Genomic DNA, 12,595 nt, shown 5'->3' with positions numbered 1-12,595 from the left:
GGACATGTCCACCTTCACTCAGCAGGTCCACCCCGGCCCGAGGGGCCGCGGCGCGCGGACCAATGCATCCGGTCGCTTCGAGTCCCAGGCCCGCGAGGCGTTCGACGACGGATGGACGCCGGACGACGTCGAACCGGTGAAGCTGAAGACCACCCTGACGCCGGAGAAGGCGCGGGTGATCATCTCCAAGAACACCAGCCCGGACGTCGGTTTCAGCCGCTCGATCAATCCCTATCGTGGCTGCGAGCACGGCTGCATCTACTGCTACGCCCGCCCCGCCCACGCCTATATGGGCCTGTCGCCTGGCCTGGATTTCGAGAGCAAGCTGTTCTTCAAGCCAGACGCCGCGGGCCTGCTGGAGGCCGAGCTTTCCAGGCCGCGCTATCAGCCCATCGCCATCCATATCGGCGGCAACACCGATCCCTACCAGCCGCAGGAACGCACCCTGCGTATCACCCGAGGGCTCATCGAGGTGATGGCCCGCTTCCAGCACCCGTTCTCGATCATCACCAAGTCGGCCCTGATCCTTCGCGACCTCGACCTGCTGGCGCCCTTGGCGCAGGCCAACCTCGTGCGGGTGGCGATCTCGGTCACCACCCTGGACCGCAGGCTTGCCCGCAGCATGGAGCCCCGCGCCGCCACGCCGGAGAAACGGATCGCCGCCATCAAGGGACTGGCCGACGCCGGCGTGCCGGTGATCGTCATGTTCGCGCCGGCCATTCCCGGCCTTAACGACCATGAGATGGAGGCGGTGCTGGAGCGGGCGAGCCAGGTCGGCGCGCGGGGCGCGGGCTACGTCGCGCTACGCCTGCCCCTGGAGATCAAGGACCTGTTCCGAGAATGGTTGGCGAGCGATCACCCGGATCGCGCCAGCCGCGTGATGTCGCTGGTTCGCCAAATGCGCGGCGGCAAGGACTACGACTCCGACTGGGGAACCCGAATGAAGGGCCAGGGGCCGCTGGCCGACCTGATGCGGGTGCGCTTCCAGGCCGCCCGCAAGCGCTACGGGCTGGATTTCGCCTTCGACGGCTTGAATCTCGATGACTTCAAGGTTCCCGCCAAGGCAGGCGATCAAGGCGATCTGTTCGCCTGAGACTGCGACCAATCGTCAATTCCGCGGGAAGCTTAACCGCGCGCTAGTAATACCCCAGCTACGGAATAGGCATGTTCGCGCTCATTTCATGCCTGCAGCAGCACGACCCGCGACTTGTGGCCTGGGCCGTGGTGATCTGCGTGGTGGCCGTGACGGCCAGTCTCAACGCCTACCAGCGCGCCGCCTCGACAGAAGGCGGCCTGCGCGCGGCCTGGCTCATCATGGTGGCCTTGCTGCTGGGTTCGGGCGTCTGGGCGACCCACTTCCTGGCCATGTTGGCCTACCACCAGGACATGGTCGTGCGGTTCGGACTGAACCTGACAGCCCTCTCCTATCTGGTGGCGGTCTGCGGAATCGGCGCCGGCGCGGCCGTGGCCGCGATGAGCGACACGCCCAAGGGCCGGGCTCTGGGCGGCGCCCTGTGCGGCGCTTCGATATCCTCCATGCACTTCATCGGCGTCTCGGCCATGCGGCTCGCCGCCGATCTGCAGTGGGACCCGGTCATGGTTGTGGCCGCCATCGCCATCAGCGTCACCGCCGCGCCCGCCGCCCTCGTGCTGGCCGTTGGCGGCGCCGAGCTGGGCCGGAAGGCCGCCGCCGTGGTGGCCATGGTGGTCGCCATCGCCGGCCTGCACTTCACGGCCATGGCGGCAGTGACCCTTGTCCCCGTCGACAGGGTCGTCGCCGAGGGGCTGCAGGGCGGCCGCGACCTGGCCCTGGTGATCGGCGCCCTGGCCGGTTTGATCCTGACGGCCGGCGTGGCCATGCTGATCAGCGACCGCGTCGCCCGCAATCTGTCGAGCCTGCGCTCGGCCCTCGACAGCGCGCCGGCCGCCATCGCCGCCTTCGACGCCGACGGGCGACTGACCTTCTGGAGTCAGAGGTACGCCGCCTTCTTGAAGACCTACGGAATCGTGGCCCGACAGGGCCTGCCGATGGGCGAAATTCTGAGCAAGGGTCGGGACGTCGCGCGGGCGGAGAAGCGCCATCGCGGCCGCGCGGGGACTCAGACCCATGAGCTGATCACGCCGGACGGACGCTGCTATCAGGGCCGGATGCAGATGAACCGCGGCGGCGGCTTTGTGGTCGTGCTGACCGACATCACCGAGCAGCAGGAACTCTCACAGCGCGAAGCCGCGGCCCGCCGGCTCGCCGAGGACGCCAGCCAGGCCAAGAGCGATTTTCTGGCCAATATGAGCCACGAGATCCGCACCCCCCTGAATGGGGTCCTGGGCATGGCCCAGGTCATGGACCGCGGCCCCCTTGAGCCTGAACAGCGCAAGCGATTGGAAGTGATCGGTGAGGCCGGCCAGGCCCTGCTGGTCCTGCTCAACAACATCCTGGACCTGTCGAAGATCGAGGCGGGCAAGCTGGAGCTGGAGTCCTACCCCTTCGACCTGAACGATATCGTCACGCAGTCAGCGGCCGCCCACGCGCCGCTGGCCGCCCAGAAAGACCTGGCCTTCCGTATCGAGATCGCCCCCGGGGCGCAGGGGGTCTGGAACGGCGACGGCGGCAAGCTGCGTCAGGTCCTGGCCAATCTGGTGTCCAACGCCCTGAAGTTCACCAGCCAGGGCGCCATCGAGGTGCTGGTCACGCCGGCGCCCGAGGGCCTGACCTTCGAGGTCCGAGACACCGGCATTGGCATCCCCGCCGACAAGCTGAAGGTCATCTTCGAACAGTTCGCCCAGGCCGATACCTCCACCACCCGCCGCTACGGCGGCACCGGCCTGGGCCTGACCATCTGCCGCGAGCTGACCGAGCTGATGGGCGGCGAGCTCGCCGTCGAGAGCACGCCCGGAGAGGGATCGGCCTTCCGCTTCACCCTGCCCCTGGCCCCCGCGGCGACCTCGCCCGCCACGAACGCCGCCCCGATTCCGGTCGAGGCTCCGAGCCAGACGCTGCGGATTCTCGCGGCCGAGGACAATCCTACCAATCAGCTGATCCTGCGCGCCTTGCTGGAACCCCTCGACATCGAGCTCGAAATCGTCGGCGATGGGCGCGAGGCTGTGGAAGCCAGCGCGGCGCAGGCCTTTGATCTGATCCTGATGGACATCCAGATGCCGGAGCTCAACGGCCTGGAAGCCACCGCCGAGATCCGTCAGCGCGAGTTGGCGAGGTCGGCGCCGCCGGTGCCGATCATCGCGCTGACCGCCAACGTCATGCGCCATCAGATCGACGAATATCTGGCCGCCGGCATGGTCGGCTTCGTCGCCAAGCCCATCAACGCCCGCGTGCTGATGGAGGCGATCGAGGCCGCCCTGACCCCAGTGGCCGAGCCCGACGCCCGCCTCAGCGCGTGAAGACGCCCACCAGCTCCACATGGGGCGACCACAGGAACTGATCCACCGGCAGAACGCGGTCCAGGCTGAACCCCGCGTCGATCAGCACCCGCGCATCACGGGCGAAGGTGGCCGGATTGCAGGACACACCGATCACCTTGGCCACCTTGGAGGCCGCGATCTCCGCGGTCTGTTCCAGGGCCCCGGCGCGCGGCGGGTCAAACAGCACCGTGTCGGTCTTCTTCAGTTCCACGGCCAGCACCGGACGCCGCGCCAGGTCACGGGTCTCGGCGGTGATCCCCTTGAGGCCCGGCGCGGTGGCGATGGCGGAGGTGAGGGCCCGGATGGCTGGCGCATGGCCGTCGGCGGCATAGACCGGGGCGATCTCGGCCAGCCGGAAGGTGAAGGTCCCCACCCCGCAATAGAGGTCGGCGATCCGCTCGGCGCCGGCCACCTGCGCCACCGCGAAGGCGGCCATGGCCGCCTCGGCGGCGGGGACGGCCTGCAGGAAGGCCCCGGCCGGCAAGGCGACGACGGCGGGTCCCACGCGGACCAGGGGCTGGCGCGCGCCATACTGCACCTCGCCGTCCATGGTCACCCGGGCGAAGCCGACCTCCGAGGCGATCTCGCCCAGCTGCATGCGGGCGTCGGCGCTGAGGCCGCCGCTCTTGCGCTCGACACCGGTGATGTCGATGTCGAGGCCTTCGTCGGTCAGGGTGACGTGCAGGGTCGGCGCCGACTTGGGATGCTTCAGCAGCGGCGCGGCCAGGCGGCGCAGGGCCGGCAGGGCGGCCTGCAACTTCGGATCGGCGATGGGGCAGACGCTGATGTCGATGACGTCCCAGGACTTGCGCGTCTTGTAACCCAGACGGGCCTCGCCGCGCTTGCCCGGACGGGCGTGCAGCGCCAGGCGGCGACGCGAGGCGGGCGGCGCGGCGAACGGCGCCAGAATCTCGGTCTCGATGTGTTGCAGGGCGAGCGTCTTGCGCAGCCGCTCCACCTTCCAGGCGAGATAGGCCGTGTGCTCCCAGTGCTGCAGGGCGCAGCCCCCGCAGACCCCGAAGTGCGGACAGGGCGGCGCGACGCGCTCGTCGCTGGCGACCAGCACCGCGTCCAGGTCCCGACGCTCGCCGCCCCCCGTCGCCCGCACCGTCTCCCCCGGCAGGGTGAAGGGGACATAGATCGGCCCCGACGCCACGCCGTCGCCTTCGCCGCCGATGGATACGATGATCACCTCCACAGGCGGCCCCGACGGCTTGGGGGGCTCGGGACGGCGGTTGGAACTTCGCATGGGCGGGATCATTTACGGTTTGGGGACGGATGGTAGCTTCACCATGCGCACCTAGGGTCGGGAAGAACGGTCTGTGGTTCTGTTCAAGACCCGTTCAGGTTCGATCCGTCAAACCTCATCTCCGAAAGCGGCGCCTTGGCGTCGCCGGAGCCTGCGAAGGATTAAGACCATGAAGCGTACGTTCGCTATCGCCGCCGCCGCCGCCGTTCTCGCCACCAGCCTTGCGGTTCCGCAGTTCGCCGCGGCCCAATCCACCCGCTCGTATGGCTCGGGCGACATCTGCCGCGACGCGCGCCGGGACTCCGGACACAAGGGCGCGGTGGTGGGCGGCGTCCTGGGCGCGGTCCTCGGCTCGCAGGTCGCCGGCAAGGGGGCCAAGACGGAAGGCGCCGTGCTCGGCGGCGTGGTCGGCGCCGCCGCCGGCAACCAGGTCGGCCGCAACCGTATCAACTGCAAGGGCTATCCGAACCGGGTCTCCCAGTCGTCCTACAGCCGCAACAACTGCCAGTGGGTCAGCGAGTACTATGGCGGCCGCAATCACAGTTTCGAAGTTTGCCGTGGACGCGATGGTGTCTGGCGGCCGAGCGGGCGCTCGTAAGAGCGCCTGACCCATTCACCTGATTTCCCGAGGGGGAGAATTCCCATGACCAAGATCTTCGCCAAATCCGCCCTGGCCGGCTGCGCCGGCCTCATGGCGCTCGGCGCCGCCGCCGCGATCCCGAGCTTCGCCTCGGCTCAATCGGGCTACTACGGCGGCGGCAATGACGGCGGCTATTATGATCCCTGCCGCCGGTCGTCCTCCAATCGTGGGACCACGGGCGGCCTGATCGGCGCGCTCGCCGGCGCCGCCATCGGCTCCAACGTCGCGGCCCGCAATGCGCGGACCGAGGGCGCGGTGCTCGGCGGCCTGGTGGGCGCGGTGGCCGGCTCCAAGATCGGTAAGGATTCCGCAGCCTGCGCCCCGGGCCGACAGTCCAGCTACTACGGGAACAGCCAGTACGGCTCCAACGGCTACTACGGCGGCTCGAACGGCGGCGGCTACTACGGCACCGGGTATGACAACGGCTACGCTGACCGCACCTACGACTATGGCCAGTCGAACTATTACGACCAGCGGGCCTATGACCGCCGCGGGAACAGCTACAGCGTCTCGACCCGCAACAACGTCGGCTCTGACGGCTGCACCCTGGCCGAAAGCCCGATCTACCTGCCCGACGGCCAGGTCCAGAAGCGCTTCGTGCGCGTCTGTCGCGACAACCAGGGCCGCTATCAGGTCGTCGACTAGGACCTGAGGTTCAGATCGACCAAGCCGCCCGGTTGCGCCGGGCGGTTTTTTCGTGCGTGCAGCAGGTATTCGCAATTGCCGTCGCCGCCCTGGATCGGGCTGTCGGCGGTGTCCAGCACGAGCCAGCCCGAGGCGGTCAGGAAGCTGGCGACGTCGGCGAGCGCGCGAGCGCGGGCCTGGGCGTCGCGGACGATACCGCCCTTCCCCACCAGGTCCGGCCCCACCTCGAACTGCGGCTTCACCAGGGCGATCAGGTCGGCGTCCGGCGCGGCGAGGCTGAGCGCGGCGGGCAGCACCTTGGCCAGGCCGATGAAGCTGGCGTCGCAGACCACCAGTTGCGGTGGGTTGGAAATCAGCTCGGCGGTCAGGGTGCGGGCGTCCACGCCCTCCAGGACCGTGACACGGGGATCGCCGGCGAGCTTGGGGTGAAGTTGCCCCCGCCCAACGTCGACCGCGTAGACACCCGCCGCGCCGCGTTCCAGGCAGACCTCGGTGAACCCGCCTGTGGAGGCGCCGACGTCCAGCACCACACGGTCCTCGACCGCCACGGGCCAAAGCTCCAGGGCGTGGACCAGCTTCAACGCGCCGCGCCCCACATAGGGGTGGGCCGCCTGCGCCCGCAGATCGCAGGCCTCGTCCAGGAGTTCGGAGGCCTTGGCCACCGCCCGCCCATCCGCCGTGACCCCGCCCGCCGCGATGGCCGCCTGGGCCTTGGCGCGGCTTTCGGCGAGGCCGCGCGCCACCAGCAGCAGATCGGCGCGGAGCTTGGTCAAGTCAGGCCGTCGCCGCGTCCTCTTCGAACAGCTTCTTCAGCTCGTTCTTGAGGATCTTGCCGTTGGCGTTGCGCGGCAGGGTCTCGTGCCAGAACTTCACTTTCACCGGCACCTTGAAGGCCGCGAGGTGCTCGGCCACGTGGGCGCGCAGCTCGGCTTCGGTGGCGCTGGCGCCCGGCTTGAGGGTGACCACCGCGCCGGGTTCCTCGCCCAGCGTCCGGTGAACGATGCCGACGACGGCGGCGTCCATCACGGCGGGGTGGTCATAGAGGACGTTCTCGACCTCGATGCAGTAAATGTTCTCGCCGCCACGGATCAGCATGTCCTTGGCCCGGTCGATGATGAAGCAGAAGCCCTCCTCGTCCACCCGCGCCAGATCGCCGGTGCGCACCCAGCCGTCGACGAAGGTCTGGGCGGTGGCCTCGGGCTTGTTCCAGTAGCCCTTCACGATCTGCGGGCCATTGGCCCAGAGCTCGCCCACGGCGTTGGGCGGCAGCACCGTGACACCGTCGGCGGGATCGCGGATCTGCAGCTCGCTGACCGGCACGGCCGGGCCGCAGCTGTCGGGCCGGTTGGCGTAGTCCTCGGCCCCGTGGGTGGTGACGGTGGCGCAGGTCTCGGTCATGCCCCAGCCGTTGCCGGCCGCCGACTTGGGGAAGGTCTCCTTGATCTTGCGCACCAGTTCCGGCGCCGAGGGGGCGCCGCCATAGGCCACGCTCTCCAGGGACGACAGGTCGTACTTCTCCCGCAGAGGGTGCTCTATCAGCTGCCAGGCGATGGTGGGCACGCCGCCCGCCGACTGGATCTTCTCGCGCTCGATCAGCTCGAAGGCGCGGATCACGTCCCACTTGTGCATCATCACCAGCTTGGCGCCGCCGATCAGCGACGGGTTCAGCACGGCGAAGCAACCGGTGGCGTGGAAGAACGGCACCGAGATCAGCGAGGACCGCTGCGGCGCGTCCGGATCCGGCGCAGGGGGAGCTTCGCCGCGACGCAGGAAGGCGCGGGCGCCGGAGGCGGCGCCGGCCATGATGTTGGAATTGACCGCGCGCTGGGTGGCGAGCGCCCCCTTCGGCTTACCGGTGGTGCCGGAGGTGTAGAAGATGGTGGCGTCGTCGTCGGTGTCGATGTCGACCTGCGGGATCGGCTGGTCGGGCAGCTGGGCCCAATCGTTGGCCCCACCGATCACGGTCTCCAGCTTGGTCACCAGCGGATGGGCGATCTCGTCGATCTCGCGGCTGACATAGATGCGCTGCAGATCGGGACAGTTGGGCAGGTGCTCAGCCAGGCGGCCATAGCTGCCGGTGTCGAGAATGGCGATCTTGGTCCCAGAGTCGGTGAGGCCGTATTCCAGCTCGGGTCCGGTCCACCAGGCGTTCAGCGGGGTGACAATCGCCCCCAGCGAGGCCGCGGCGTAGAAGGCCACCGGCCACTCCGGCAGGTTACGCATGATGATGGCGACCCGGTCGCCTTTCTTCAGGCCCTGGTCCTGGAGCTCGAGGGCGAACTTCGCCACCGCGCGATAGAAGGCCTCGTAGGTGACCCGCTCGTCCTCGTAGACCAGGAACACCCTCTCGCCATGGGCGCGGCCGGCCTCGACCACCGAACGGATCGTGGGAGGCAGGTTCTTCCAGGTCTTGGTCTTGACGCCCCGGATGACCACTTCCTCGACCTCCGTGCCCGCGCCGGGCGCGGAAAGGATGGCGTTGGTCTGGGCGATGGACATGGCAGGCCAGCCGGCCGGGGTCGCATCCTGGGTCATGAGCTTTCTCCACTAAATGCGCGGCTTGATCCTCCGCGTCGTCCTGGGTGAACAAGCATAACCTAGGGGCGGACGCAAACACCCGTTGGGAGAACGTCGTCACGCCTGCGAGGCTCGACTCCAGGCGGGTCCCGACACCGTGAGGGCCTCGACGCCAAGGTCCGACAGGGTCGCGATTTCCGCCGCTGTCGCCACGCCCCAGACCCCGACAGCCAGGCCGAGCGCCTTGGCCTCCTCCACCCGCTCGGGAGTAATGTCGGAGATATGCGGCGACCACTCACGACCGCCATGAGCCTGGATCGCACGCAGCTCCGAGCCGCCGAACTGGCGCGCGTCGCAGCCATCGACCCAGGGCGAGTCACCATTGGCCAGCAGCTTGACCTTGGGCTTCATGGCGTCTGGCACCGTCAAGTGCGCGGTCTCCAGCTCGGGCGCCTTGGTCGCGAGGTCGCGCAGGACCGACCAGTCGAAGGCGATGATCTTGCTGTCGGCCGTCCATTCGGCGGCGGCCAGGTCCCGCAACACGGCGTCCAGCAGGGCCACGGGATCGGCGGACTCCCGGTATTCGTCCGGGTCGGTCTTGATCTCGACGAACAGCTTCCGGCGCGGACCGGGCGCCAGCTCGAGCGCTGCAAGCAGTTCTGGCAGGGTCGGCATGAACAGCCCATCCACTCCCGGACGGTCCGGATAGCGCCGGGCGTAGGACGAGCCGGGCTTCGGCCGGCCCAGGTCATAGGCCTTGAGGTCGGCCAGGGTCGTCTCGCGCAGGAGCGGCCCGGACGCCTCGAGGAAGGCCCCGTTCAGCCGGCTGTGGTCGGCGGCGATCGCATAGTCATGGTGGGCCACCACATGGCCATCGGCGGTGAGGTGGACGTCAATCTCGACGCCGTCCACCGGCGCGGCGTTGCAGCCCCACATCCCCTCGATGGAATTGGCCGGCCAGACGCCGTAGCCGCAGGCGCCGGCGATGATCTGGGGCGAGGACATGGGCCGCTCCTTCTATAGGTTCCTAAGCCTAGCCGGCCAAGGAGTCGGCCCGACGACGGCCAGTCAGACCACCGCCTCCAGCCGCGCCAAGGCGCTCTCGAGCTTGACCTTGGCGGCCTCGGACTCCGCGAGGCGTTCGCGGTTTTCCTCGACCACCTCCTCCTTGGCGTTGGCGACGAATGCCGGATTGCCGAGCTTCTTCATCACGTGGGCGATGTCGCTGGCGTGGGTGGCGATCTCCTTGGCCAGGCGGACCTTCTCGACGGCCAGGTCGATGAACTCGGCCACCGGCAGGGCCAAGGTGACGCCCTGGACCACGAAGGGGATGGCCCCCTGCGGCGCGGACAACGCGATCTGCACCTCCGAAGCCCGCAGCAGTTGCGCCACAATCGGGCCATTGGCCTCCAGAACCGCGCGCTGGGCGTCGGTGGCCTCAAGCACCAGAAGCGGCGGACGCGCCGAGCCGGGCACGTTCAGTTCGGCCCGGACCGACCGGCCTTCGGTAATGGCCGCGACGATCAGCCCGATCTCGGCTTCCGACTTCGGGTCCAGCAAACTGGCGGGCAGTTCGGGCCAGGCCGCGGTGATCAGCTGGCCTTCGGAGCGCGGTGCGCCGAGGTCGGCGGTTTGCGTCCAAAGCTCCTCAGTGAGGAACGGCATGATCGGATGCAGCAACTTCAGGATCACATCCAGGGCCCAGGCGGCGGTGGCCTGGGTCTCTGCCTTGGCGGCCTCGTCCTCGCCCTTCAGCAGCGGCTTGGAGAGCTCGACGTACCAGTCGCAATAGGTGTTCCAGATGAACCGGTAGAGCGCATTGGCTGCGCCGTCGAAGCCGCAGGAAGCGATGGCCTCGGTGACGATCTCAGCGGTCTTCTGGGTCTCGCCGACGATCCAGCGGTTCAGCGGGTTGGTCACCGCCGCCGGGTCGAAGCCCTGCGCGCGGACGCAGCCGTTGAACTGGCAGAAGTTCGCCGCGTTCCACAGCTTGGTGCCGAAATTCCGATAGCCCTCAATGCGTTGAGTCGAGAGCTTGATATCGCGTCCCTGCCCCGACATCGCGGTCAGGGTGAACCGCAGCGGGTCGGCGCCGTACTGGTCCACTAGGTCCAGCGGGTCCATGACGTTGCCCTTGGACTTGGACATCTTGGCGCCCGACGCGTCGCGGACCAGCGCGTTGAAGAACACCCGCTTGAACGGAACCTGCCCGGTGAAGTGGATGCCCATCATCATCATCCGGGCGACCCAGTAGAAGATGATGTCGAAACCGGTCACCAGGGTGTTGGTGGGGTAGAAGCGCGCCAGGTCAGCGGTCTCCTCCGGCCAGCCCAGGGTGGAGAACGGCCACAGCGCCGAAGAGAACCAGGTGTCCAGCACGTCCTCGTCCTGGCGCAACGGTTCATCGTGACCATAGAATTCGCGGGCGGCGGCCTTGGCGGCCTCCTCGGTCTCCTCGACGAAGATCTTGCCGTCCGGGCCGTACCAGGCCGGGATGCGGTGACCCCACCAGAGCTGACGCGAAACGCACCAAGGCTCGATGTTGCGCATCCACTCGAAGTAGGTCTTTTCCCAATTCTTCGGCTCCAGGACGGTCTCGCCCGCCTCCACCGCCGCGATGGCGGGGCCGGCCAGGGTCTTGGCGTCGACGTACCACTGGTCGGTCAGGTAGGGCTCGATGACCACGCCTGAGCGGTCGCCGTGCGGGACGGCGTGGCGGGTCTTCTCGATCTCACGCAGCAGGCCCAGCGCCTCGAATTCGGCCACCACCTTCTTGCGGGCGGCGAAGCGGTCCAGGCCTTGGTATTCCTTGGGCGCGTTCTCGTTGATCCGCGCCTGGGGATCGAAGATGTTGATCAGCGGCAGGTTGTTGCGCTTGCCCACCTGATAGTCGTTGAAGTCGTGGGCCGGGGTGATCTTCACCGCGCCAGAGCCCTTTTCCGGGTCGGCATAGTCGTCGGCGATGATCGGGACCGGCCGGTTGACGATGGGCAGGCGCACGGCGCGGCCGATCAGATGCTTGTAGCGTTCATCCTTGCCGTTCACCGCCACCGCGGTGTCACCCAGCATGGTCTCCGGCCGCGTGGTGGCCACGACGATCTCGCCCGACCCGTCTTCCAGCGGATAGGCGAAGTGGTAGTAGGCGCCGTCGACCTCGCGCTGTTCGACCTCGATGTCGGAGATGGCGCTCTGGAACTGCGGGTCCCAGTTCACCAGGCGCTTGTCGCGATAGATCAGCTTCTGCTTGTGCAGGGTGACGAACACCTTGCGCACGGCGGCCGACAGGCCCTCGTCGAGGGTGAAGCGCTCACGGCTCCAGTCGCAGGAAGAGCCCAGGCGGCGCAGCTGGTTGGTGATGGTCCCGCCGCTCTCGGCCTTCCATTCCCAGACCTTGGCGATGAAATCCTCGCGGCCCATGTCGCGGCGGCTCTGGTTGCCGGCGGCGGCGAGTTGCCGCTCCACCACCATCTGCGTGGCGATGCCCGCGTGGTCGGTGCCGGGCAGCCACAGGGCCGCCATGCCACGCATTCGCTCAAAGCGGATCAGCACGTCTTGCAGAGTGTTGTTCAGCGCATGCCCGATGTGCAGCGAGCCCGTCACGTTGGGCGGCGGGATAACGATGGAAAAAGGCTCGGCGGCCGGGTCGGAAATCGGCGCGAACGCGCCGGAGCTCTCCCACTTCGCATAGAGGCGGGGTTCGGCGGTTTTCGGATCGAAGGTTTTTTCAAGCATGCTGGTTGCGGTGCATATACGGGCGCGGCGCCTGCCGCAAATCCACGACGCACCGCGCCCGACAAACCTTATCCCGGGGGCGGCGATACGCCTCCGGGATCACGGACCGCCGGGCAGGCCCGGCCGTCAACTTCCGTAGAGTTTAGGCGCGGCCGCCACGCGCGATGCGCTCGACTTCCGACTGGACGGTGTCCTGAACGATGCGCGGCAGATTGTCGTCGAGCCACTGCTTGAGCAGCGGGCGCAGCAGTTCGCGAACCACGTCTTCCAGGGTGCGGCCATCGCGCGGCATCAGGATCTGCGAGGACAGCGATCCGAAGGCGGCGGCGGCGGCGGCGGCGGCGGGATCGCCCACCAGGCCGGCGCCAGGGGCCACGTCCGGCGCGTCGTCGGCC

10 protein-coding genes are annotated in these 12,595 nt (G+C 68.3%); 4 read left to right on the top strand and 6 right to left on the bottom strand.

Features of this window, described 5'->3' with window-relative positions; all coding sequences use genetic code 11:
• Nucleotides 1-4: 4 nt before the first annotated feature.
• Nucleotides 5-1,093, top strand: a complete 1,089-nt coding sequence (locus tag AAC997_RS18170) for a PA0069 family radical SAM protein (protein ID WP_340647114.1) — start codon at nucleotides 5-7, stop codon at nucleotides 1,091-1,093.
• A gap of 71 nt (nucleotides 1,094-1,164) precedes the next feature.
• Nucleotides 1,165-3,396, top strand: a complete 2,232-nt coding sequence (locus tag AAC997_RS18165; RefSeq protein ID WP_340647113.1) for an ATP-binding protein — start codon at nucleotides 1,165-1,167, stop codon at nucleotides 3,394-3,396.
• Here AAC997_RS18165 and AAC997_RS18160 read toward each other — a convergent pair.
• Entirely contained in the window at nucleotides 3,386-4,666 is a 1,281-nt protein-coding gene (locus AAC997_RS18160) for a class I SAM-dependent RNA methyltransferase (RefSeq protein ID WP_340647112.1), read from the bottom strand. The two genes, AAC997_RS18165 and AAC997_RS18160, sit on opposite strands and share 11 nt — an antisense overlap.
• 169 nt (nucleotides 4,667-4,835) lie before the next feature.
• On the opposite strand from AAC997_RS18160, the gene AAC997_RS18155 reads away from it, so the two are divergent.
• On the top strand, nucleotides 4,836-5,264 hold the full coding sequence (locus AAC997_RS18155) for a glycine zipper 2TM domain-containing protein (protein WP_340647111.1): 429 nt from the start codon (nucleotides 4,836-4,838) through the stop codon (nucleotides 5,262-5,264).
• A gap of 45 nt (nucleotides 5,265-5,309) precedes the next feature.
• Nucleotides 5,310-5,951 (top strand): glycine zipper 2TM domain-containing protein, encoded by a 642-nt coding sequence (locus AAC997_RS18150; protein ID WP_340647110.1) that lies wholly within the window; start codon nucleotides 5,310-5,312, stop codon nucleotides 5,949-5,951.
• Here the strand turns inward: AAC997_RS18150 and AAC997_RS18145 are convergent.
• The 5 genes from AAC997_RS18145 to AAC997_RS18125 form a co-directional block, all read right to left on the bottom strand.
• Nucleotides 5,948-6,724 carry a TlyA family RNA methyltransferase gene (locus tag AAC997_RS18145; RefSeq protein ID WP_340647109.1) on the bottom strand — a complete coding sequence of 259 codons (777 nt, stop codon included), beginning with the start codon at nucleotides 6,722-6,724 and terminating at the stop codon, nucleotides 5,948-5,950. The genes AAC997_RS18150 and AAC997_RS18145 overlap by 4 nt on opposite strands.
• A 1-nt stretch (nucleotide 6,725) precedes the next feature.
• Nucleotides 6,726-8,486 carry a class I adenylate-forming enzyme family protein gene (locus AAC997_RS18140; RefSeq protein WP_340647108.1) on the bottom strand — a complete coding sequence of 587 codons (1,761 nt, stop codon included), beginning with the start codon at nucleotides 8,484-8,486 and terminating at the stop codon, nucleotides 6,726-6,728.
• A gap of 99 nt (nucleotides 8,487-8,585) precedes the next feature.
• On the bottom strand, nucleotides 8,586-9,473 hold the full coding sequence (locus AAC997_RS18135; protein ID WP_340647107.1) for a glycerophosphodiester phosphodiesterase family protein: 888 nt from the start codon (nucleotides 9,471-9,473) through the stop codon (nucleotides 8,586-8,588).
• A 63-nt stretch (nucleotides 9,474-9,536) separates the two neighbouring features.
• Nucleotides 9,537-12,200, bottom strand: coding sequence for a valine--tRNA ligase (locus AAC997_RS18130; protein WP_340647106.1), 2,664 nt, complete (start codon nucleotides 12,198-12,200; stop codon nucleotides 9,537-9,539).
• 142 nt (nucleotides 12,201-12,342) lie between these two features.
• A partial coding sequence (locus AAC997_RS18125) for a DUF2497 domain-containing protein (protein ID WP_340647105.1) occupies nucleotides 12,343-12,595 on the bottom strand: 253 nt, incomplete at its 5' end.

It is taken from the genome of Phenylobacterium sp. (assembly GCF_037968635.1).
Lineage (GTDB): Bacteria > Pseudomonadota > Alphaproteobacteria > Caulobacterales > Caulobacteraceae > Phenylobacterium.
Note: the sequence above shows the minus strand (reverse complement) of the source record. Positions and strands in the feature narration are given on the sequence as shown.